This window comes from Fulvivirga sp. (genome assembly GCF_040220315.1).
Classification (GTDB): Bacteria; Bacteroidota; Bacteroidia; order Cytophagales; family Cyclobacteriaceae; genus Fulvivirga.
Map to the genome: position 1 here is coordinate 1 of NZ_JAVJUY010000099.1, position 20,493 is coordinate 20,493.

Below are 20,493 nucleotides of genomic sequence, written 5' to 3' on the forward strand. Positions count from 1 at the left end.
GCTACTAATCTCTGCTGATACAATGCCAGTAGGCACTGCTATAATTCCATATCCGAGGATCATAATAGCTGTAGCCACAATTTGCCCTAAGGTAGTACCAGGTGCTATGTCACCATAGCCTACTGTTGTTAAAGTTACAACGGCCCAGTAGATGCTTCGTGGAATACTAGTAAAACCATTTTCACCACCTTCGATAAGGTACATGATCGTACCTAGAATCACTGTCAGGGAGAAGACAGCACCAATAAAAACAATTATTTTAGCCCTGCTGGCGTTCAAAGCTTTCATTAATGAAGAAGCCTCGCCAAGGTACCTTACCATCTTTAATACCCTAAATACTCGCAATAACCGAATACTTCGTATTATCAGCAGTGAATGAGCCCCAGCAGCAAACAAACCAATGAATGTTGGCAGGATGGATAATAAATCTATGACTCCAAAAAAACTAAAAATGTATTTCTTTGGTCTTTCAGAAACATAAATTCTTGCTATATACTCCATCGAAAAGAGTATGGTAAACCCCCATTCAATCTGGTATAACAGATCGCCATAATCACTTTTAATGTGATCTACACTCTCAAGCATTACAGCCAAGACGCTCAATAGAATAGCTATGAGAAGTATTACATCAAACAACTTTCCAAGGAATGTATCTGCCTCGAATATGATAATGTATAACCTTTTCTTAAATGATTGAGCCATAGCCTTTAAGATACAAAATGGAATTTACTATCGAACTTCTTATCTGGCCAAAAATATTGTTTCTTCCTATGCATACAACCAGTCTTAATTATTACTAACTTATATAAAATGTACTATTATGTGCCGATTATTAGCCTATTTGGGACAGCCCATTGCCATGGATAAGTTTCTCTACGAGCCAGAAAATTCCATGATTAAACAAAGTATAAATGCCAAAGAACTTGAAGAGCCTTTAAATGGTGATGGATTTGGAGTTGGTTGGTATATGCCTGCTTCATCTCATGATCCAGCAGTGTTTGTATCTGTAAACCCAGCATGGAATAATAGAAATTTAAGATATCTGGCACCTAAAATAATTTCTGGTAGTCTTATTGCACATGTAAGGGCAGCAAGTGTTGGAGATGTTTCTGAATCTAACTGCCATCCGTTTCACTTTAAGAATATGTTAATGGCACATAACGGTGGGGTGGAGCAATTTGAAAAAATTAAGCGTCCGTTAAAGTCCATACTCTCTGATGAACAATATCTCTGGATAAAAGGGCAAACTGATTCTGAGCACCTATTTGCATTATTTTTAGATTTTTTAAAGAAAAAGGGCAATCATTTTACTGCTGATGATGTAGCCGATTGTTTTCAGCAAATGATTGATCAATTAATACATTTGATGCAAACCTATGGAGTAGAAGAAGAAGCATATCTTAATATGGTATTTATTGATGGAGAACGAATGGTTGGTTTAAGGTATGTTTCAAATCCAGCAATCGAACCGCTTTCTTTGTACTATTCTGAAGGCAGCAAATATGTTTGTGAAGATGGAGCTTGCCATATGATACCTGCAGAAGGTAACGACAAATCGGTTATGATTGTATCTGAAAAACTCACAAGTATTGCAGAAGACTGGAGGCAGATACCTAAAAATCACATGATTTTGGTTTATAAGGATTTGTCAGTGGCATTCAGAAAAGTACAGTAATACAGCTGACGGTCTTGATACTAGGGAAATAATTTGGTTATAATTTATTAACCTAAGTTTTTGGAACTATTCCAGAGCTCTTACGTTCTTAGTGTTAGAAAATAATGGCAAAGAGTTGCCATTACCAAGTGTAGCGGTACTAGCCAAAAAAGAAAGCGGAGTATCGCATAAAGAGAAAAGAATTTCTCAGCTAAGCAGCCGGTTAAATCCGGTTTTTTTATGCCTAATTTTCTGAGCGAAGAACGATATCTTCTAATTGGTTCATCAGTATTTCCCTGCTGGATTCAGACAAAAGATATTTCCTTTCCAGGAGCCGTATAGACATTTCGTCCATAATAAAATGGCCTCTTAAAAAAGCAATTTTGTCATCAAAATTTGTCAAACTTTTAAATTTATTACGTTCGGTTGGTGAGTCCATAATTAGTTCAACCTTACTAATAAAACGATCCGAATGTTCAGTCATAAACCATACTAATTAACACCGCAATATATTAATTCTCTCACTAAGTAAGAGGCTTCATTCAAATTATTCTCAAAAAAAATCATTAATATAAAAATAGTACTATTTGAGTCATCTGGTTGACGACAATCTGTACATTAACAAGGCTGCTCTTTTAGCTTGGACAGGTAGCATATTTAAGTTGCCAGTTTCATTGATTGTGTGATCATCTGCGCCTGAAAGACCAAGCCCATCTACTGCCATGTTTACTCTTCCTGCTGTGAATGAAATATCAGCGGCACCGGCATTTCTGGGGTTTACTGAGGATACACTTCCCAAACCTTGCTCCTGGCTTATGCTATTATAAAGTTTAAGAAGAAATTCATTACCAGATGAATTAGCTAATGGCGGATAACCACCTTCTGGATCAAACGTTATTTCTGCTGAAGATTTAGGGTAGTTTTCTGAAACAATCCGCGTCATTACTTCTTTCGCCATGCTTAATTGTTCCAAAGAAACGGCTCTAATATCGCCTTTAACTAATACATCTTTTGCTACAACATTTTGTTTGCCATAGGCTGTTCCAGCACTTTTCGAGTCATCATATTCAACGTCAGTACCGCCCAAGATTAAACCAGGATTAAATGTTAGGTTCTCTTCATTTGATAGCTCTTGATAGAAAGAATTCAGAATTCTTGATGTTTCATAAATGGCACCTGAACCCACTTTTTCACTGAATACCTGTGAAGAGTGCGCAGCATTTCCTTTTACTTTAAGTGTCCAGCCGGTTGATCCTCTTCTTGACGTTACTATTGTTTTTGGGTTGCCATCTGCATTCTCAAAACCTAAGGCTATGTCTGCCCAATCAGCTGCATCTGTAAGTTCTTTTTTTGATAAGGCAAGGGGGGAACCGCTGCGTTCTTCATCTCCAGTCATTACCACTCTAACGGAAAGATTATTTAAAACACCAGCATCTTTTAATGCTTTTAGTGTATAGAGTATGATCACATCACCACCTTTCATATCAGCAACACCGGGACCCTGCATGATGGAGTCATTTAACATTGTAAATTTCTGAAACTCACTTTCTGGTTCAAAAACTGTATCTAAATGGCCAATCATGAGTATTTTAGGGCCTTTAGTGCCATTATTTGTTGCTATAAGGTGTCCAGCTCTTCCAAAGGCTTCTCCAGGAGTAAGCGAAGCTTCCATTCCAAGCTTCTTGAATTCCTCTGTGAGTCTTAAGCCTACCTTTCTCACTCCTACAAAATTCATTGTGCCACTATTAATATTCACAATTTCTTTCAGCAAATCCGAATAGTAACTTTGATTTTCATCGATTGACTGCAAAATGAGGTCTGAAGGAGCAGTTTTTTGTGAATAGGAATTGAGAGTAATAAAAAGAAAGGGGATAAATAAAAAGGCCTTAGCCCTGATGTTGAAATTCATTTGGTGATTTTAAGTCTAAAAAAAAGAGACCATTTAATGATCTCTTGATTGATATATTAACAAAGTTAGTCTTTTCTAAAATCTAGGTTACTTATCGTCAGTTTTACATTCTTCATACTGATCCAAAGCTTTTTCAGCAGCTTTTTGGTCGGCTTCTTCCATAGTAACACCTTCATCTTGCGTATTATTGAATTCGATGAACCACGCTTCCATTGTATTGTCATAGCAATCATCAATTGGCTCATCAGCCATCAGGCCATTTAAACGATCTACTGGATTACTATAATTTGTAAACATCATAGCCAGGCCAACTACAACGGCTAGTACAAATACGAAGAAGAAGATAGGGTATTTCATGATTATTTGGTGTTTCTAATTGAATATTAATGTTACTTAAAATAACTGAAAGCTCTATTAATTGATTCAATTCTCAACTAATTTACGCAAAAGTTTATAATTAGTGAAGGAAACAAAAGATATTAAAGTCTATAGCTTGCAAGATAAGCAGCATCCATCCAGATTTTTTAGACTGGAGAAAATGGAAGACCATTATGACGATGTGAACGGCACTACCGATGATCCGCACCGTCATGATTTCTATGCAATCATTTGGATCAAAAAGGGTAAGGGCTTTCATCTGGTAGATTTCAATAAGTATGATCTTGTGGACAATCAAATCTATTTTCTTTCTCCTGGACAAATACACCAAATATCTAACACTAGGAAGCCATATGGTTGGGTACTTTCATTTTCTGCCGATTTCTTGCTGATCAACAATATACCAACGTCATTTATAAAGAATATTAACCTCTTTAAGCCTTATAATGAATCCCCGCCATTAAAGCTGGAAGATGAACCTGCCTTAACGATTGAATCAGTTATCAAACAGATGCTTCCTTTTTTTGAAGGTGATGGAGCCTATAAAAATGAGGCCTTGGGAGCTTTATTACAGCTCTTACTTATTCATTGCAACCACGCGTGTGAATTTCCTGAGCCTTTGGAAACACAAGCTTCTTGTGTACTTATTGACTTCAGGAATGAGGTAGAAAACCATTACATGGAACTACATAAGGTAAATGAGTATGCCAATAGGCTAAATATTACACCTAAACATTTAAATGAAGTGGTAAAGCAGAATTTAGGCTATACAGCTAAAGAGTATATACTCGACCGTATTATTATGGAAGCCAAACGATTGCTCCTGCATTCAGATTTATCGTCTAAACAAGTCGCATTGCACCTGGGCTTTAAAGAGCCTGTCCATTTCAGTACGTTTTTTAAAAATATCGTGGGTGTAACCCCTGGTCAGTTTAAGCAGGAGTTTTCAAAATAATGGAGATTTTGCCCTAATTTCTCATATTCCGACATTTCTATAGTCATACCCGACATTTTTGTAATACCCTTCTACGTATTCATTGCGTTATTTGATGTGTAAACATTGATTAATGCCATGAACAGAAAAAACTTTATCTCAAAAGCACTTTTAGGCACCGCATCCGCAGTGGTTGGAAGTAGCATTTTAAAAGCAGAAGATCAATCATCAAAAAAAGAATTATTAAAACCGGTAGGGTTTAATCACCTACCGAATAAGGAGGAAAGAACAATGAAAACAGTATTGCACAAAGCAGAAACCAGAGGCCATGCAAATCACGGTTGGCTAGATTCCCATCACACTTTCAGTTTTGCCAACTATTACAACCCTGAGCGTGTACACTTTGGTGTATTAAGAGTGTTGAATGACGATATAGTCGCGCCAAGTAGAGGCTTCGGAACACACCCACATGATAACATGGAAATTGTTTCTATACCACTATCTGGTGATTTAAAACACAAAGATAGCATGGGTAACGAGGCGATCATCAAAGAAGGTGATGTGCAGGTAATGAGTGCAGGAACAGGAATATTCCACAGTGAATTTAATGCCAATGACGATAAGGAAGTTCGATTCCTTCAAATCTGGGTATTTCCTAATAAAAAGAATGTAGAACCTCGTTACGATCAGATTTCGATTCGCGATGTGGAGAAGAAAAATGAATTCTATCAGGTCTTATCACCAAATAAAGACGATCAAGGCGTATGGGTGCATCAGGATGCATGGTTTAATCTTGGAAAGTTCGATAAAGCTATTGAGAGTGAGTATTGCCTCAACAAGGCAGATAATGGTGTTTATGCCTTCATTCTAGAAGGGGAAGTAGAAATCAATGGACAAAAACTAACTAAACGTGATGGCCTCGGTATCAGTGAAACTGACAAGCTATCAGTAAAAGCAACTAGTGACAATGCAAGAGTGCTTTTGATGGAAGTGCCAATGCAAGTCTAGTTTTTATGAAAATATGTTAATTATTGATAGTATTAGATATGAGTAAACCAAAAATAGACAATCAGTACCCAATTATTGAACCGATAGCCAATCGCTGGAGTCCCAGGGCTTTTTCAGACAAGGAGGTTCCTAAAAAGGAGCTAATGTCTTTATTTGAAGCTGCACGATGGGCAGCAAGTTGTTTTAATGAACAGCCATGGCGCTTTAAGGTGGGCTTAAAAGGAGAGGAGCTATATGATAAGATATTTGATACGCTAGGAGAGTTTAATAAGAACTGGGTAAAAACAGCGCCTGTTGTGGTTTTGGTGAAGGCGAAGAAGACATTTACTAAGAATTGTAAGTCCAATGCGCACTACTGGTATGATACGGGGCAAGCTGTGTCTAGTTTATCTATTCAGGCTAATTCTATGGGAATATACCTACATCAAATGGCAGGTTTCGATAAGAAAAAAGCTGATGCTGAAATTGTGAATAATGATGATTTTGATGCCATTTGTGTGATAGCTTTGGGTTATCGGGGTGACATTGATCAATTACCAGACGACCTCGCAGAAAAGGAATACGATAAACAAATAAGAAAACCTCTTGATGAGATAGTTTCGTTTGTTTAATCACTGAATTCAGCTGATGCCAAACCTTTGTCTGAATGCTGTAATACATTAGTTAAAAGTTAAAATCAGTAATTCGAGCTAACGAAATCTTATAATTTTAGTAATTGGAATTTCCTAAGCACAGGCTGGGCATTTACAAGTGATTCCTAAAGCTGGTTGGAGCAAGTTTAGTTAAGCTTCCTCTAAGAATTGATTTATACTCTTTACATTTTCTTAAACTCAATGTTAAACCACGTGCGATCTATAAATACACTTTTTAATTCACCATTTTCATACGTGTATATATTTTCTTTTCCATTAGGCAAATACACCTCATACTTTCCTTTTTCAAGAACTTTAACCGGGCAATAATCTAAAAATCGTTCAGAAAAAACTTTATTCACACCTTTTGGCTCTTTATAATAGAGCATGGCTGTAGGAAACTTAATAGGACCAAAATGCTGTTTGTACGGCTCGTCTTTTTCAGTCATAAAACAGCGGTATTCATAATTTGATAAGTGCACCAGTGAAGCAGAATCTTCCTGGTTTTTGTTCATATATACTGCAGTATAACTCTCTTCAATGGTTCCATTAGAGTATTTAACTCTATGAATAGTTTTTCGATTATATTTCTTAAACAACACCTTAAATGTAACATCAGATTCAATTTCATAATATTGGACACCATTTTCTTCTGTTAATGTGGCATTAATTCCACCGATTTTGCCGCCTGCAAGATGAATGCTGTAGTTATATTCTTGTCCTTTGCTGTTTTTTGTACAACAGATAAGCACGGCTATAAATATGATATAAATTTTTTTTGGCATAAACTTAAAGTTAAACGTTGGCTTGGAAGGATTAGCATACTGACTACGGAATTTTAAAAATACTTTTTAAGAGATGAATCGATTAGCCTATAGAATAAATAAAGCCGGAAATATTAATCGACTGAAGTTGGTTGAAGAACCTTTAGGAGAACCACAAAAGAATGAAGTGCAAATAGAAGTGAAGGCTATAGGACTCAATTTCGCAGATATATTTGCAATACTAGGGCTTTATAGTGCCACACCTAAGGAGAGTTTTGTACCTGGTTTAGAATATTGTGGTATCATATCAAAAGTTGGTAGCAATGTTTCTGAGTGGCAAGAAGGTGATAAAGTAATGGGGGTGACACGTTTTGGAGGATATACCAGCCGACTTAATATTGAATCTAATTATGTCACTAAACTCCCCGATGGTTGGAGCTTTGAGGAAGGAGCGGGGTATTTGGTTCAGGCATTAACAGCGTATTATGGCTTGTTCAATCTTGGTGGAATTAAGCAAGGTGATACAGTCTTAATCCATAGCGCTGCAGGAGGCGTTGGTATACAAGCAAATAGAATGGCTAAGAAAGTAGGGGCCTATACTATAGGTACGATAGGAAATTCTTCCAAAATTGATGTTCTTAAAAGTGAGGGTTTTGATGATTTTATTGTTAGAGATGATTCATTCAAACGAAAGTTAGAAGAAAAACTAAAAGACAGAGAGTTAAATATTGTGATGGAATGTATTGGAGGCAAAGTATTTAAGTCTGGGTTTGAATTACTTGCTCCACAAGGTAGATTAATTAATTATGGTTCGGCCAGGTATGGTAGTAATACTAATATTCCTAATTGGCCGGATTTGATCTGGAAATACTTAACCAGACCTAAAATTGATCCTCAAGGAATGATTGAAAGTAACAAGGCCATTTTAGGGTTTAACCTGATTTGGTTATATCATAAAAAAGAGTTAATGAGCCAGATTATTTCAGAAATGGATGCATTGAATTTACCCGCTCCACTTGTAGGCCATACATTTTCATTTATTGAACTGCCAAAAGCAATCAAATTGTTTCAGTCAGGAAAAACAGTGGGGAAGGTGGTGGTCACTACAGATTAAATATACTTCTCCACATCAGAAAAAGCACTTATCTGCTTTTCTGTGATAACCTTTAACCAGGAAGCTACATAATCCAACAATTCTGTTTCTCCTTTGTCTCTAATGTATTCGGCCACATATTTTACATGAGCAATAATCCACATAGATTCTGCCATTTTGAAGGTAACATCGTATTGTGCTGAACCTTCTAAATTTACGTTAAGACACAAGCCAACTCGTGCTAGCTCTTTGTAAATTTCTTGCAAGGTGGCACATTCAATTTCCTTAGATGAGTAGGTTTGAGAGTTCATAAACTCTTTTAATTCCTGATATTTTAGGTTTTCGCCTTTTCTTTTTAAGAATGATTCTATTGCCTCGCATGAGTGCGTGCATGCTACTTTATCTTCTTCCGATTCTAAAAATATGGGATACTCCATTGGGTTTAGGTTTGAGGTCAAAAATAGTAATATGAGCGATAAGAACTTTATTACTCTCAATAATTTCAATCAATATTAGGAATTAGAGTCAGATTGTTTGGAACATAATTATTTAATAATCAAATTGTTAAAATTTTTTCAGAACCCTAACCTAACACTCTTCATGAATAATTATCTAAAGCCTCTCATAACGTGTTTCATCCTATTGCTACTTTCTGTGTGCGGTAGAGCACAAAAAAACACCAGTCAGGAAAATAACTACAAAACAAGAGGTAGTATTTCCTACGACTATTCTACAAAATACGACAACGGTTATGTGATATTAAGCGATGGTACAGAGCTACAAGGCCAAATTTCATTATATGGAGCTTCTTATGATAAAATATGGGGTGTAAAAATTATTACAACGTCTGGCCGAAAATTAATTCTATACGATACAAGTGTTAAAGAATTTGGACTCAGAGATGGTGTAGTCAATGAAACGCCTTACGATTTTACCTGGTATCAAAAAGACAGCAAACTTATTGATGTGAGAAAGGGCTATGCGCCCTATGGATATGTAAAGTTGAAGGATGGAAGTCAGGTTGAGGGGAAAATAGAATTACGTGAAGTGAAAAGTAAATTGGTTTCCATTGAAATAAGGGATAATGACAAAAACAAAATCAAAATAGATGTAGAAAATATATCAAGTTATGGTGCTAAGCTTTTTAAGGACGAGAAATTTGTAGGTCCTTGGAAACTGGTGAATTGGAAACCAAGATATAGCGATTTATCAAATGACAAGTCCTATTCCTTCAAAGGGTATATAATTCTAAACAATGGTAGCAGAAAAGAAGGCCTTCTCACAGTTTATAAAAAAGAAAACATTATGAAGGATGTTGAGGTGAATGATGAGAAAATAGATTACACAGATATTAAAGAGTACGGGTTTGCTTTCAAAATTGAAGATTATTATGCCTATATCAGTGAAGATAACGACCCTAATAATGTTTATTCTAACCCTATAGAAACCTTATTTGCTCCTGGTATTATTAAATTAAGCGATGATAGTACGCTTAAAGGATTGGTAGCAAAAGCAAATACCTCTGAGTCTTCAGATGTATTATATGCGAAAGACAAAAATTCGAATGTGCAATTTTTTGAGAGCTACTTAGTTGATGAAATTGAGCAAGAGGTATCGCAAGAAGTTTTAACCGCTAAATCCAAAAAAAGCTATGCGGACCAATACCTTAATGGCTACCCTAGGCTAGCTGATGATCAATGGAAAATTGAGAAGGAAAACCAATTAGGAATATTTTATGCACCGCATTTTGGCTATGCTGTAGACTTTAAAACGAGTGAGATGCTTTTTGGTGATTTGGTCGTAAAAAAATACCACAATGGAAACACCACATTGGTTATAACCGATAGCAATGGCAATACAAACAAAATGATGCGCAATAAAGGTTTTGGCTTGCTGGACAATACGAAAAGGGTTTCGTACGAAGAATATCTGGCATTAAACAAAAAAACACCCACTACAAATGAAACTGCACCTGTTGAGGTAGCCAAAAGGGAGGAAAAAGAAGAAGTTATTCAATTTGATTCTGAGAACGGATTATCAGGATATCTATTGCTGGATAGTGGTGAAAAATTGGAAGGCACCATATCATTGCTAAAGCTTAACAAATTCTTTTACAATCAAATTCAGATAAGGACCAATAGCGGTGAAGTTTTTAATTATGATAATGATGAGTCTATTAAGTTGGTAGTTGTGACTAATCGAGGTGAAGAAGAAAAAATTGTAGAATGCGATGGGGCCTATGTTCCAATTTTCGAGAGTTATGGTCAGTTTGTGCATTTTCGTAATCCATACCCAACCACACTTTCATTTGCAGGTGCAATGGCAGATCAGTTTATGGATCAGTTTAATGAAGAGGCGAGTCAGTTTTTAGATGATGAACTAGACAAAGCAGCAATAAAAAATGCAATAGATAAACAGAAAAAAGGCGATTGGGATGAAAAAGATCAAAGAAATCTAAATGATTTCTTATCAAAGGATAAGATTAAATTTGGTAACTCAACTTTGTTTGAAAATATGTATGTAAAGGAGTACTTAGTAATGGATTTAGAAACCGGCAACAGCGGCATGTATCTACCAGATGGAATAACATTTGGAAATACTTATGAGATGAAAGGATTTATGCGAGGCTGCATTGAATTCCATGATTTAGAAAGCGATGCTCAACGAGAACATATGAGAATGAAGGATCCGATGAAAACCTTAAAATTTTTGCAAGACAGTTTCACAAACTAGTTATCTGTTAAGTAATGCCCATAGACGAACAATCGTTACTAACTATAATTAAAGGAGGTGAGGACGAAAATGCGTATGAAGCTTCGGACATTTTAGGGAAAAACGGCAGTAAAGAATCTCAGAAAGAATTAATTGGGTTGCTAACTCATGATAATGACGATGTTAAGTTTCTGGCAGCTAGAACGCTTGGTCTAATGACAGATAATTCTCTGGCACTTGAGCCATTACTAGCTGCCATTCAGGACAAAGCCAATGCCCATATAGCTGGTGATTTACTAATGGCACTTGAAGGTTTTGATGTGAGTGAACACTATGTGCCTATTTTCAAACTCTATTTGTTTGGATCATTTAAGGTTTCAAGAATTGCTAAGGAAATACTTGATTATAAGGAGTTTAACATCTCGCCTAGAGTGCTTAAAAAAGCTAAAAAACACTGGAATCATTATACGAATAATGTGAAACATGATGATTCTTATTTGCTAGTGAAGCGAGAGGTAGAGGAGATGTTCGTGGATATTGAAATATTCATTGAACATATGGGTGATTCATGAATCACCCATACTGATCACCCATACTGAGTGTCTGAGGTCTTTTCAATTTTCCAGGCAAATAGTATGAGTATAATCGATAAGGTGCAAGCTATTACCAACGTTATAAAACCTCCATCCCAGCCATAAACATCTACAATGGCTCCCATGGCTACATTGGCGAACACAGCACCACCTAAATAGCCAAATAAACCTGTAAACCCAGCAGCAGTTCCTGCAGCTTTTTTTGGTACAAGATCTAAAGCATGCACCCCAATAAGCATCACAGGGCCATAAATTAAGAATCCAATGCCAATAAGGGCAATACTATCAATCATAGGGTTTCCAGCAGGGTTTTGCCAATATATAAGAATAAATAATAATACTGAAATCATGTAAATAACACTTACGGGTCCACGCATACCTTTAAACCACTTGTCACTTACATAACCTGCCAGAATGGTGCCGGGAATACCAGCCCATTCGTAAAGAAAGTAAGCCCAGCCTGTTTGCTGTAGAGAGAACTGTTTTGCTTCGGACAGATAGGTAGGAGCCCAATCCAAAACACCATATCGAATCAAATAAACAAAGGCATTGGCGAAGGCGATGTACCACAACACCTTGTTGTTGAATACGTGTTTGAAAAAAATCTCTTTTGCTCTGAAGGATATATCTTCTTCAGACTTTAAATGCTCTTTTGGGTAATCGTTTTTATATTCCTCAATAGGAGGAAGGCCACATACTGTTGGCCTATCTCGTACCAGTATATAAACTATCGAAGATATTGCCAATGCTATTACGCCAGGTAAATAAAATTTTGATTCCCATTCGCCAAACCATGAAACACCTAAAATTGCCAATGGGCCAATAAGCCCGCCACCAATATTATGCGCCAGATTCCAGATTGACATTTTAGTTCCTCGCTCTTTAATAGAAAACCAATGCACCATCACTCGCCCACTTGGAGGCCAGCCCATTCCTTGGAACCAGCCATTAAAGAGCAGAATTATAAACATCACAGAAACTGATGAAGTAAGAACAGGTATTAAACCCATTGCTATCATAAGAGAAGCACTTAACGCAAGGCCAATAGACATAAATTTGCGAGCATCACTACGGTCGCTCACATTACCCATTAGAAATTTGCTTAGCCCATAGGCTATGGATACGCCTGATAATGCAAAGCCAAGTTCCGTTTTACTGAAACCTTGTTCTATCAGGTCTGGCATAACAAGTGAGAAATTCTTTCGAACTAAATAGTAGGCTGCATAGCCAATAAAAATTCCTGCAAAAACCTTATATCGTTGGCTTCTGTATTCAGAATCAATTTTACTTGTTTCGATTCTAGGTAATGGGTCTGGTATTTTGAAGGGGCTCAATATAAACCCTAAAATAAAAAGAAATGCTAATTAAAATAATGGATTATAAATACTGAATTAGCAGATACTATTCGCACTAGTATCTTTGTAATTCTGTGAAGAGTAATTCTAACTCTGCTCTCTTAAGTTGTAATTTGCGCTCCAAAAGAAGCAGCATAGGTTCTTTGTTGTTCCCTGAATATATGAAATCTTCATCAGTGAGAAACGGATACCGCCATTTTAACATTACTTTTTGCTCACGCCAGCTTCGAATTAAATTCATTTAGATTGATTTTCTGGTGAGGCCTGTAATTCACGTGCAAAATATACCTGTTCTTTGGCAAGCAGGTTGTCTTTTAATTTACAATAATAAACCCTATCCACGTATCTGCGGATAATAAGTGGTTGTTTTATATTAGTTTTCGCAAATACTATTTGCCCATCTTTATACTCCCTTTGTTGGGTATAATCTTTATACATTTCTTCTTATGTTTCATAAAATGAACGGCATCCATATCAGGCTGATAGTTGACAGCTGTTCAATAGCTAAAGACTGATAATTTTTTAGCTAATATTTGTTACAAATCCGTTTATGTCTGTCTTATTTCAACGAAACATGACCCTTCCTTAGAATGCTCTTAATTTCGTTACTTTCTCTGTTAAGTTTGGCTACTAACCTGTTAACCAGGTCGTTTTCTTCACCTTTCTCAAATACTAAGTCGGCATCTGTTAGTTCAGAAAACCTTCTTTTAAGATTTTTAGACTGTTCATCCCAGTTACCAGTGATAGTAAATTTTTCTGCGACTTCGTTTATCGTTGAATCCATTTTTAGGTATTTAAATATTACCATGCAAATAACGGATAGCTTACAATAAAAAGGGTTACATAAATAAATGTTAGAGTTACATATATCACAGGTTTTCCAAATTACTGAGCCTTTTTTTCTTGAGCTGTTTGAAGAAAGTTGGTGAGAGTCCTGTTATTTTTTTGAATTGGTTTGAAAGATGGGCTACACTACTATAATGTAGCATATAAGATATCTCTGTTAAATTAAGCTCATCATAAATTAGCAGCTCTTTTACCTTTTCTATTTTATTTATGATAATAAACTGCTGTATGGTAATACCCTTAACTTCTGAGAAGATATTCGACAAATAGGTGTAATCGTAGCCCAATTTCTTACTTATATAGTCGGAGTAATTCACCTTTGGCTCCAAATCTGAATAATGAATCATTTCAATGATCACGACTTTGATTTTTTCTATTAGAATACTTTTTTTATTATCCAGAAGCTCTAAACCAGATAATAAAAGATTGGTTTTTAGCTGTTCCAATTGCGATTGGCTAGTAGAATCAGAAATCTCGATTACACCTAAGTCTATCGTTTTCATTTGGATGCTCAATTTCTCAAGCTCCTGCGCTACAATCATTTTACACCTATGACTTACCATGTATTTAATGTATAAAATCATTCTTAGAAAGTATTCATTCTTAGAAAATGAAAGGTAGCATTTAGAGTCTTATTATAACGCTTAGAATGTATTATTTCGAGTTATAATCAGTGAATAATGTAAGTTTTAACTATTTATATGTAACAGTTTGGCAAATAAATTATTGGACCTTTAGTGTAGGAATTCTAATTGGTGCAATAGCTATGACAAATGAAGTGGATTTTAAAATTCTAGGTGATTGGAACATGCAAAAGGAACAATTGCTGCTGGAATACAGTCAGCTAACTAATGCGGACCTGGAATTTCGCGAAGGAGGGGAATCTGAACTGCTTTATAAGATGAGTAGCAGACTTCATTTGGATAACAATGTAGTAATTAAAATTATTCAGAATAACTTCTTTAAGCTATTTGATGTACCTGAGTATTAACAATAGAAAATGAATTGTGGAAGGCAATATAAAATTGAATCGAAATATAATAAGTATTACTGGAGTTATCAGAGATAATTTTCCTGAGCTTATACATTTTTTAGAAGAAACTCCGTGTCGAACAATGGCTGGAACTAAAGGTGTTTCTGAAGAAGAATTGAAGGATTATTATAATTCTCTGGATGGCCTCTTCATAAACTATTCATTGAATCTTTCAACAAAAAATATTAAAACAAAACTGTAAAATTATGTCTAAAGAAAAGGAAGGCAAGAAAAAAAGTGACAAGTCTAAACCAGCAAAGAATTTAATGGAGAAAAGGGCAGATAAGGCAGCAAAGAAAGCGGCAAAGCAAAGAGAATAATTATCCAGTTGATATAGGGAATTGCTTAATCATTTTCAAAAAGTGTACTATCCAATCCGGGGATGATTTTTAGCGCATTTTGAAAATAAATCTTCTTAAGTACAGAATCTGGTAGGTTCAACCCATACATTTTCCAATGTGCGTGTCGTTTTCGGTAATAGTCAAAATATTCATCCTGGGTTTCTAATACTCTGAAATAGGTGTAATATTCTTCTTTGTTGTAAGCATCCTTGCCCATTAGTATTCGGTCCTGATATTTAATTAAGAATTCCCTGCCAGTAAATGGTTGTCGGCCTAACTCGGCTAATACTGCACCCAACTCTGTATACATATTAGGTAATTCATCCATTAGTGCGCCTAGTTTTTCCAAATCATTACCATACCACCCTAAATGAGCATTAATAAAAGTTGTATTCGGGTTATTTTTAAACATACGGTGTTGCTCAGTCATGATTTCTTCAAATGAAGGGTTCTCCTCAGGGTTTTTATATCTGCCAGGATATTGCTTGAGTTCAAGCCAGCGTTCATTGTGCTTATCCTTCGGTGACCAAAAAGCGCTTGGTTCTCCTGTGTGGATGAGAACTGGGATGTTCAATTCAGCACACAGGGCCCAAATAGGGTTAAGTCTTGGGTCGTCAACAGCTATTCTATTTCCATCATTGTCTTTATCTGTTAACCCTAAACTTTTATACACTTTTAGTCCTTTAACACCCTTGGCCACCGCTTCTTCCATCATTAGCATTGTTTCGTCCGGCCAGCCTTTATCATCCAATTTTTCGAAGTCAATATTTAGAAAGAGCGCGAATCTATTTCCATATTTTTCATTTACATTTTCTAAGGACCACTCCAAATACTTGCCTCTAAAACCGCTAAGGTTTACCATAATGGCCATGTTCAGTTCATCCATCTCAGTAACGAGATCATCCAGATTTTGAACAGGCATGGTAAATTGATGATTGTGTACATCAATAAAAGGGTATTTAGCTTTCTTTAGTTGATGTTCTTCTACCTTGAGTGTAGAAATGGGGTCATACTCTTCAATATCCATAACATTAAGCCGATATTGGATTTTACCAATCAGCCAATAGGCTACTCCAAGAAAAATTAAAAAAAGTGGGAGCATGAGCCACCACTTTCTACTTTTTAAAAATGACATAATATGTTATTTGGTAATTGGTATGCGAACCATGGTTTTATCCCAAATGAAATCCATAGCTACTGCCGTGGAATCGCTGGTTAGAGTAATAGTAAATTGCTCTGTTTCTTGTGGCGCCTCCTGAACCGGTACATTTACTTTAACAACATCTTGTTCATAATCTGGTTCGAAATAACCGAATTCTCCTAGTTCACTGTTTAGGGATACTTCCCAGGATTCGGCAGAAGGAACTGCATACATTCTATAACTGCCAGCTTTAACAGACTTACCTGCAAATACAACATCAGTACTAAAGGTAATTTCGGTAGCATCATTTGCACCCAATCGCCAGTAATTACCATAAGGCACCAAGGCATTGTTATTTTCTTCTCCAAAAATTAAACGTCCTTTTTTATAAGGTCTGCAATAATTAACAGAAACATCAAGCTTTCCGGTGGATACTGATACAGTTTCCAAAGGACTATGAGACCGCGTTGTTAATATTCCATAAATTAAGAATGCCAATACAAGGGCAAATAAGATTCCAACAACGATTAATACTTTCTTTTTCATAACGTTAGGTTTTATTAGAGTTACCTAAAGGTAATCAGTAATTTTCAATGTAAATGGCATCGACATGAAATGCAACAAGAAAACTCAATGATTAAAGAAAGTTTAATTCCCATATGATAGAATTAATCAAAATTTAATATTCTTAACTTTGCTTTTTAAATACATACTATGCCTGAATTCCCTCCATGTCCAAATTGCAACTCAGTATATACTTACCCAAGCGACTCTTTACTCATGTGCCCTGAATGTGGCCACGAGTGGAATCCTGAATTATCAAGTGAAGAAACCGAAGAAAATATAGTGAAAGACTCAAATGGCAATATTCTTCAGGATGGTGACACGGTGGTGGTGATAAAAGATTTGCCAGTGAAAGGAGCTCCCAAACCCATTAAAGCTGGCACCAAAGTGAAAAACATCAGATTGGTAGAAGGAAACCACAATATAGATTGTAAAATCGATAGCTTTGGCTCCATGGCTTTGAAGTCTGAATTTGTAAGGAAAGCTTAGTAACGATCACAAGAGTATGTCTATATGGCATATTTATAAGCCGAATTGACAGCATTTTGGTTCAGGCACATCTATTGATATAAATGTTATAACATTAATTAAATAATTGTATGAGATACGATAGAGATATTAGCGTTGTACATGACATTTTGAAATCAGTTGATATAAATAATACATTAAATGGTGGTAGGAGCGAACCTCAAACCTCTATTAAGAAACAGAACAATTCATATCTATTAACAGCCAGAGTACCAGGGGTAGATATAATGGATCTACAAGTTGAAATTCTTAATGGAAAAGTCATCGTACATTACCCAATGTTTTTTAATAATGCTTCAGGTGTGTTGACTGTACCTCAGGTTGTTGCAGCTTTTCCAATAACTAACGGAATTGATTATGAAAACATCGATGCTCGTAAAGTGGATGAGATGTTAGAAGTTAGATTACCCTGGAATGATTTGAACAAAGGGTATAATAGGCGAATTGATATTAGGTTTTAGAAGTGTGAAGCGCTAAATGCTGCGCTTCACAATTAGCTTAATTAATTCTGAAGTAATTTGATTAATCTAATAAAATCAAAAGCTTTTCCAAACTGTAGTTGCCATATGGCTATTATTGTGTGACCACCCAAAAACGCCTTATTGATCTTTAAATCCTTTGATTGCATTTTAACAATCGTCTTAATAGCACTGTCGATGCCAGCGTGTTCATAGCTTCTTAAAACCATTTCCGCATTTTCTTCATCAGTCACTTCCCGTATTTTGGGCTGATAACCCAATTGCTTGATCATGGATTCTGCCACAAGCCAGGTTGACCATGGGTTTTGGCCTGTTACAATTTTGCCATCAATAGCAACATTTTCTAAGTACTTTGGGCCTTCACTAAACCTGGCGCCATTTTGCGAAAGCTTGTCTTGCAATAAAAAGGGGAAAATTTCCCGCGCATCGCTAATGAGCAAAAGTTCTTCAGCATTCGTAAACCCAGAGACTTGTTTATTCTTGATTAGTAAGTCACCACTACTCAGCTGAACATTTGTGAGTGCTGCCGGTCCGTGGCATACTGCACCAACTATTTTTCCCGATTCATACAGATTTCTAACGACCGATTGAATATGGGTATTCTGCGGAAAATCAAACATGGCCCCTTTGCCACCTACAAAGTAGATGGCTTCGTATTCATTGGCGTTAACCCTAGACATAGGAATGGTGTTTTTAATTTTGCTTTGAGCTAAATCATCGTTTAAGAAGGCATAGTCATATTTACCCATGTCATCCATCACAACAGGTGCTTTGCCACCTTTTGGGCTTGCAACATCTACATCGAAGCCATTCGCAATAAATACATAATACGCACGTGATAATTCTGTAAATTCAAAACCTGTTTCTTTTTCACTAGTGCCCATCATATCTGTACTAGTAACAACAGCTAATATTTTTCCTCGATGTACAACAGAATCCTCTGAGAGGTAGGGCAACTCTTGTGGAGTAATAGAAGAATAATCTATTTTTTCTGCGGCATTTTGCTTAACAAGGTTGATGAACCAGAATCCAAATCCTACAAGAGAAATAATAATAATGCCTACTACTGCTAACGACCATTTAATAATTTTCTTGGCTTTCATTTTTCTTTTTTTGAACAAATGAAGGCTGAATAGTCATAAGTTTCTATTCAAATGATCATTTCGATAAACTGAATTATCATTTAAGAGAATTGATTTCTGTAGTTCTGAGGTGTTTTTCCTGTAATTTTCTTGAAAGCTGTATTAAAACTGCTTATGCTGTTGAATCCGGAATCATAAGCGATGGAAGAGATGGTATGGTTCTTATAAGACTCACTTGCCAGCAAAGATTTTGCTTTATCTATACGATAGCCATTTACAAAACTGTTAAAATTCATATTCGCTTTTTTATTAATTGCCATAGAGAGCAATTGTGGGCTTACATTTAGCGAGCTGCTTAAGGATTGAAGCGTAAGTTCAGTATTTTCAAATTGTTTTTCATCTGAAATGAGTTTTACAACCTTATTATATAGCTCTTCAATCTGGTCTGTTGAAGCAGAAGTTGTTTTGTATTTAACTGAATTCATTTTTTCAATTAAACCATCCTTAATCACAATGAAACTAATCGTATAGGCGGCAATGGAGTATAAAATAGGGCCAATCACATAAGGAATATCGTCATCAAATAGGTTTAATACATACGCCACCCAAATGATTAACAATCCGAAGAATAATAATTTAATAAGTTTAAAGGCATTTGAATTAACATCATTTACGTTACGTTTAGCACTGAAATAACCTACAAACAAGTAAATAAGAAGATGTAAGTAATAAGACAGAAAAGCCAAGCCAAAGAACCAAATAGGGTAAATAGACATAAACTCTTCTTCCATCCACAGGCCAAACCCTATACCAAAACAAGCTGGTATAAAATGCAGATAATGCCTGGCGTGTATTTTAAAAGAGTTTTTTATCAAAGAATTAACAAAGAACAGAAACAGGGGTCCAATGAGAAACATGGTAGCCAAGCCAATGAAAATGATCTTGGTATCTAAATCCTCGGCAAATTCCAATATTACTGATTTTCCAATCCTAAATGACAGAATTAAAAGTAACAAGGCCAGTAATTGATTCGTGAGCCGCTTACCTTTTGAATACGTAAAAAGGAAAATTGCCAAAAACAGACCATGGATAACCCCAAGTCCACTAATAATTATTAATACAATATCACTGAATGGCATGAATGTAAAATAAAGTAATCTGAATGGATAAACATAAATGCAACTAAAAAGTTGCTTAATAAATTAAACTTATTATATTTGCAACTAATAGGTTGCATATAAATATAAAATAATGAATGACGTACTAACTAAAGAAAGAGAATTCAATCACCCAATCGATAGGGTATGGAAGGCCATTACTGAAGCCTCAGAAATTAGTAAATGGTTCATACATGCCGATTTTAAGGCAGAAGTGGGATTTGAATATGAATTCACAGCCACCGAGGAACATGGTTGCACAAAAGTGAGAGGCAAGGTACTTGAAGCTA

27 protein-coding genes are annotated in these 20,493 nt (G+C 35.9%); 12 read left to right on the forward strand and 15 right to left on the reverse strand.

Features of this window, described 5'->3' with window-relative positions; all coding sequences use genetic code 11:
• Nucleotides 1-702, reverse strand: a 702-nt coding sequence (locus tag RLO81_RS04445) for an ion transporter (protein WP_350107811.1), incomplete at its 3' end; no start/stop codon positions are given.
• Nucleotides 703-820: 118 nt separating this feature from the next.
• Here RLO81_RS04445 and RLO81_RS04450 point away from each other — a divergent pair.
• Nucleotides 821-1,675 carry a class II glutamine amidotransferase gene (locus RLO81_RS04450; protein WP_350107813.1) on the forward strand — a complete coding sequence of 285 codons (855 nt, stop codon included), beginning with the start codon at nt 821-823 and terminating at the stop codon, nt 1,673-1,675.
• A 223-nt stretch (nt 1,676-1,898) separates the two neighbouring features.
• On the opposite strand, the gene RLO81_RS04455 is transcribed toward RLO81_RS04450, so the two are convergent.
• The 3 genes from RLO81_RS04455 to RLO81_RS04465 form a co-directional block, all read right to left on the reverse strand.
• Nucleotides 1,899-2,138 (reverse strand): hypothetical protein, encoded by a 240-nt coding sequence (locus RLO81_RS04455; RefSeq protein WP_350107816.1) that lies wholly within the window; start codon nt 2,136-2,138, stop codon nt 1,899-1,901.
• Between the two features lie 108 nt (nt 2,139-2,246).
• Entirely contained in the window at nt 2,247-3,563 is a 1,317-nt protein-coding gene (locus tag RLO81_RS04460) for a M20/M25/M40 family metallo-hydrolase (RefSeq protein ID WP_350107818.1), read from the reverse strand.
• 87 nt (nt 3,564-3,650) lie between these two features.
• On the reverse strand, nt 3,651-3,920 hold the full coding sequence (locus tag RLO81_RS04465) for a hypothetical protein (RefSeq protein WP_350107820.1): 270 nt from the start codon (nt 3,918-3,920) through the stop codon (nt 3,651-3,653).
• 103 nt (nt 3,921-4,023) lie between these two features.
• Between RLO81_RS04465 and RLO81_RS04470 the strand changes: the two genes are divergently transcribed.
• The 3 genes from RLO81_RS04470 (at nt 4,024) to RLO81_RS04480 (ending at nt 6,494) form a co-directional block, all read left to right on the forward strand.
• The gene (locus tag RLO81_RS04470; RefSeq protein ID WP_350107823.1) at nt 4,024-4,896 is read left to right on the forward strand and encodes an AraC family transcriptional regulator; all 873 of its coding nucleotides are present in this window, start codon (nt 4,024-4,026) and stop codon (nt 4,894-4,896) included.
• Nucleotides 4,897-5,166: 270 nt separating this feature from the next.
• On the forward strand, nt 5,167-5,883 hold the full coding sequence (locus RLO81_RS04475) for a pirin family protein (protein ID WP_350107880.1): 717 nt from the start codon (nt 5,167-5,169) through the stop codon (nt 5,881-5,883).
• A gap of 38 nt (nt 5,884-5,921) precedes the next feature.
• Entirely contained in the window at nt 5,922-6,494 is a 573-nt protein-coding gene (locus RLO81_RS04480; protein WP_350107825.1) for a nitroreductase family protein, read from the forward strand.
• A gap of 203 nt (nt 6,495-6,697) precedes the next feature.
• Here RLO81_RS04480 and RLO81_RS04485 read toward each other — a convergent pair whose 3' ends face one another.
• The gene (locus RLO81_RS04485) at nt 6,698-7,300 is read right to left on the reverse strand and encodes a DUF6134 family protein (RefSeq protein WP_350107827.1); all 603 of its coding nucleotides are present in this window, start codon (nt 7,298-7,300) and stop codon (nt 6,698-6,700) included.
• Nucleotides 7,301-7,373: 73 nt separating this feature from the next.
• On the opposite strand from RLO81_RS04485, the gene RLO81_RS04490 reads away from it, so the two are divergent.
• On the forward strand, nt 7,374-8,393 hold the full coding sequence (locus RLO81_RS04490; RefSeq protein WP_350107830.1) for a zinc-binding dehydrogenase: 1,020 nt from the start codon (nt 7,374-7,376) through the stop codon (nt 8,391-8,393).
• Here the strand turns inward: RLO81_RS04490 and RLO81_RS04495 are convergent.
• A complete protein-coding gene (locus RLO81_RS04495; RefSeq protein WP_350107833.1) occupies nt 8,390-8,809 on the reverse strand; it encodes a hypothetical protein in 420 nt (139 codons plus the stop codon). The genes RLO81_RS04490 and RLO81_RS04495 overlap by 4 nt on opposite strands.
• 163 nt (nt 8,810-8,972) lie before the next feature.
• On the opposite strand from RLO81_RS04495, the gene RLO81_RS04500 reads away from it, so the two are divergent.
• Together RLO81_RS04500 and RLO81_RS04505 are read left to right on the forward strand one after the other, a co-directional pair.
• Nucleotides 8,973-11,105, forward strand: coding sequence for a hypothetical protein (locus RLO81_RS04500; protein ID WP_350107836.1), 2,133 nt, complete (start codon nt 8,973-8,975; stop codon nt 11,103-11,105).
• Between the two features lie 14 nt (nt 11,106-11,119).
• Nucleotides 11,120-11,656, forward strand: a complete 537-nt coding sequence (locus RLO81_RS04505; protein WP_350107839.1) for a HEAT repeat domain-containing protein — start codon at nt 11,120-11,122, stop codon at nt 11,654-11,656.
• Nucleotides 11,657-11,670: 14 nt separating this feature from the next.
• Here the strand turns inward: RLO81_RS04505 and glpT are convergent, their stop codons facing one another.
• The 5 genes from glpT to RLO81_RS04530 all read right to left on the reverse strand — a co-directional run bounded on the left by glpT (nt 11,671) and on the right by RLO81_RS04530 (nt 14,462).
• Nucleotides 11,671-13,011, reverse strand: coding sequence for a glycerol-3-phosphate transporter (glpT, locus tag RLO81_RS04510; RefSeq protein ID WP_350107842.1), 1,341 nt, complete (start codon nt 13,009-13,011; stop codon nt 11,671-11,673).
• Between the two features lie 76 nt (nt 13,012-13,087).
• Entirely contained in the window at nt 13,088-13,273 is a 186-nt protein-coding gene (locus tag RLO81_RS04515) for a hypothetical protein (protein WP_350107844.1), read from the reverse strand.
• Nucleotides 13,270-13,470 carry a hypothetical protein gene (locus RLO81_RS04520; RefSeq protein WP_350107847.1) on the reverse strand — a complete coding sequence of 67 codons (201 nt, stop codon included), beginning with the start codon at nt 13,468-13,470 and terminating at the stop codon, nt 13,270-13,272. Before RLO81_RS04520 ends, RLO81_RS04515 begins: the two co-directional genes overlap by 4 nt.
• Nucleotides 13,471-13,591: 121 nt before the next feature.
• A complete protein-coding gene (locus RLO81_RS04525) occupies nt 13,592-13,816 on the reverse strand; it encodes a hypothetical protein (RefSeq protein ID WP_350107850.1) in 225 nt (74 codons plus the stop codon).
• A gap of 85 nt (nt 13,817-13,901) precedes the next feature.
• The gene (locus RLO81_RS04530; RefSeq protein WP_350107853.1) at nt 13,902-14,462 is read right to left on the reverse strand and encodes a helix-turn-helix domain-containing protein; all 561 of its coding nucleotides are present in this window, start codon (nt 14,460-14,462) and stop codon (nt 13,902-13,904) included.
• 89 nt (nt 14,463-14,551) lie between these two features.
• Here RLO81_RS04530 and RLO81_RS04535 point away from each other — a divergent pair, with 89 nt between their 5' ends.
• Complete coding sequence (locus tag RLO81_RS04535; protein WP_350107856.1) at nt 14,552-14,869, forward strand: hypothetical protein; 318 nt, start codon at nt 14,552-14,554, stop codon at nt 14,867-14,869.
• A gap of 16 nt (nt 14,870-14,885) precedes the next feature.
• Complete coding sequence (locus RLO81_RS04540; protein WP_350107858.1) at nt 14,886-15,113, forward strand: hypothetical protein; 228 nt, start codon at nt 14,886-14,888, stop codon at nt 15,111-15,113.
• Nucleotides 15,114-15,256: 143 nt separating this feature from the next.
• Here RLO81_RS04540 and RLO81_RS04545 read toward each other — a convergent pair whose 3' ends face one another.
• Nucleotides 15,257-16,387, reverse strand: a complete 1,131-nt coding sequence (locus tag RLO81_RS04545) for an amidohydrolase family protein (protein ID WP_350107861.1) — start codon at nt 16,385-16,387, stop codon at nt 15,257-15,259.
• 6 nt (nt 16,388-16,393) lie between these two features.
• On the reverse strand, nt 16,394-16,939 hold the full coding sequence (locus RLO81_RS04550; RefSeq protein WP_350107864.1) for a DUF2911 domain-containing protein: 546 nt from the start codon (nt 16,937-16,939) through the stop codon (nt 16,394-16,396).
• Nucleotides 16,940-17,107: 168 nt separating this feature from the next.
• Between RLO81_RS04550 and RLO81_RS04555 the strand changes: the two genes are divergently transcribed.
• Nucleotides 17,108-17,446, forward strand: coding sequence for a zinc ribbon domain-containing protein YjdM (locus tag RLO81_RS04555; RefSeq protein ID WP_350107867.1), 339 nt, complete (start codon nt 17,108-17,110; stop codon nt 17,444-17,446).
• A 110-nt stretch (nt 17,447-17,556) separates the two neighbouring features.
• Nucleotides 17,557-17,946, forward strand: coding sequence for a hypothetical protein (locus RLO81_RS04560; RefSeq protein ID WP_350107869.1), 390 nt, complete (start codon nt 17,557-17,559; stop codon nt 17,944-17,946).
• Nucleotides 17,947-17,987: 41 nt separating this feature from the next.
• Here the strand turns inward: RLO81_RS04560 and RLO81_RS04565 are convergent, their stop codons facing one another.
• Nucleotides 17,988-19,067 carry a type 1 glutamine amidotransferase domain-containing protein gene (locus RLO81_RS04565; protein WP_350107872.1) on the reverse strand — a complete coding sequence of 360 codons (1,080 nt, stop codon included), beginning with the start codon at nt 19,065-19,067 and terminating at the stop codon, nt 17,988-17,990.
• A gap of 80 nt (nt 19,068-19,147) precedes the next feature.
• Nucleotides 19,148-20,185, reverse strand: a complete 1,038-nt coding sequence (locus RLO81_RS04570) for a helix-turn-helix domain-containing protein (protein ID WP_350107875.1) — start codon at nt 20,183-20,185, stop codon at nt 19,148-19,150.
• A 112-nt stretch (nt 20,186-20,297) separates the two neighbouring features.
• On the opposite strand from RLO81_RS04570, the gene RLO81_RS04575 reads away from it, so the two are divergent.
• A partial coding sequence (locus tag RLO81_RS04575) for an SRPBCC family protein (RefSeq protein ID WP_350107877.1) occupies nt 20,298-20,493 on the forward strand: 196 nt, incomplete at its 3' end.

Coding starts and splice junctions, on each gene's coding strand:
- RLO81_RS04545 (WP_350107861.1), bottom strand. CDS start 16,387: ATGTCATTTTTAAAAAGTAGAAAGTGGTGGCTCATGCTCCCACTTTTT.
- RLO81_RS04475 (WP_350107880.1), top strand. CDS start 5,167: ATGAAAACAGTATTGCACAAAGCAGAAACCAGAGGCCATGCAAATCAC.
- RLO81_RS04570 (WP_350107875.1), bottom strand. CDS start 20,185: ATGCCATTCAGTGATATTGTATTAATAATTATTAGTGGACTTGGGGTT.
- RLO81_RS04555 (WP_350107867.1), top strand. CDS start 17,108: ATGCCTGAATTCCCTCCATGTCCAAATTGCAACTCAGTATATACTTAC.
- RLO81_RS04565 (WP_350107872.1), bottom strand. CDS start 19,067: ATGAAAGCCAAGAAAATTATTAAATGGTCGTTAGCAGTAGTAGGCATT.
- RLO81_RS04515 (WP_350107844.1), bottom strand. CDS start 13,273: ATGAATTTAATTCGAAGCTGGCGTGAGCAAAAAGTAATGTTAAAATGG.
- RLO81_RS04480 (WP_350107825.1), top strand. CDS start 5,922: ATGAGTAAACCAAAAATAGACAATCAGTACCCAATTATTGAACCGATA.
- RLO81_RS04525 (WP_350107850.1), bottom strand. CDS start 13,816: ATGGATTCAACGATAAACGAAGTCGCAGAAAAATTTACTATCACTGGT.
- RLO81_RS04500 (WP_350107836.1), top strand. CDS start 8,973: ATGAATAATTATCTAAAGCCTCTCATAACGTGTTTCATCCTATTGCTA.
- RLO81_RS04490 (WP_350107830.1), top strand. CDS start 7,374: ATGAATCGATTAGCCTATAGAATAAATAAAGCCGGAAATATTAATCGA.
- RLO81_RS04550 (WP_350107864.1), bottom strand. CDS start 16,939: ATGAAAAAGAAAGTATTAATCGTTGTTGGAATCTTATTTGCCCTTGTA.
- RLO81_RS04465 (WP_350107820.1), bottom strand. CDS start 3,920: ATGAAATACCCTATCTTCTTCTTCGTATTTGTACTAGCCGTTGTAGTT.
- RLO81_RS04485 (WP_350107827.1), bottom strand. CDS start 7,300: ATGCCAAAAAAAATTTATATCATATTTATAGCCGTGCTTATCTGTTGT.
- RLO81_RS04505 (WP_350107839.1), top strand. CDS start 11,120: ATGCCCATAGACGAACAATCGTTACTAACTATAATTAAAGGAGGTGAG.
- RLO81_RS04455 (WP_350107816.1), bottom strand. CDS start 2,138: ATGACTGAACATTCGGATCGTTTTATTAGTAAGGTTGAACTAATTATG.
- RLO81_RS04530 (WP_350107853.1), bottom strand. CDS start 14,462: ATGATTTTATACATTAAATACATGGTAAGTCATAGGTGTAAAATGATT.
- RLO81_RS04450 (WP_350107813.1), top strand. CDS start 821: ATGTGCCGATTATTAGCCTATTTGGGACAGCCCATTGCCATGGATAAG.
- RLO81_RS04460 (WP_350107818.1), bottom strand. CDS start 3,563: ATGAATTTCAACATCAGGGCTAAGGCCTTTTTATTTATCCCCTTTCTT.
- RLO81_RS04495 (WP_350107833.1), bottom strand. CDS start 8,809: ATGGAGTATCCCATATTTTTAGAATCGGAAGAAGATAAAGTAGCATGC.
- RLO81_RS04520 (WP_350107847.1), bottom strand. CDS start 13,470: ATGTATAAAGATTATACCCAACAAAGGGAGTATAAAGATGGGCAAATA.
- RLO81_RS04560 (WP_350107869.1), top strand. CDS start 17,557: ATGAGATACGATAGAGATATTAGCGTTGTACATGACATTTTGAAATCA.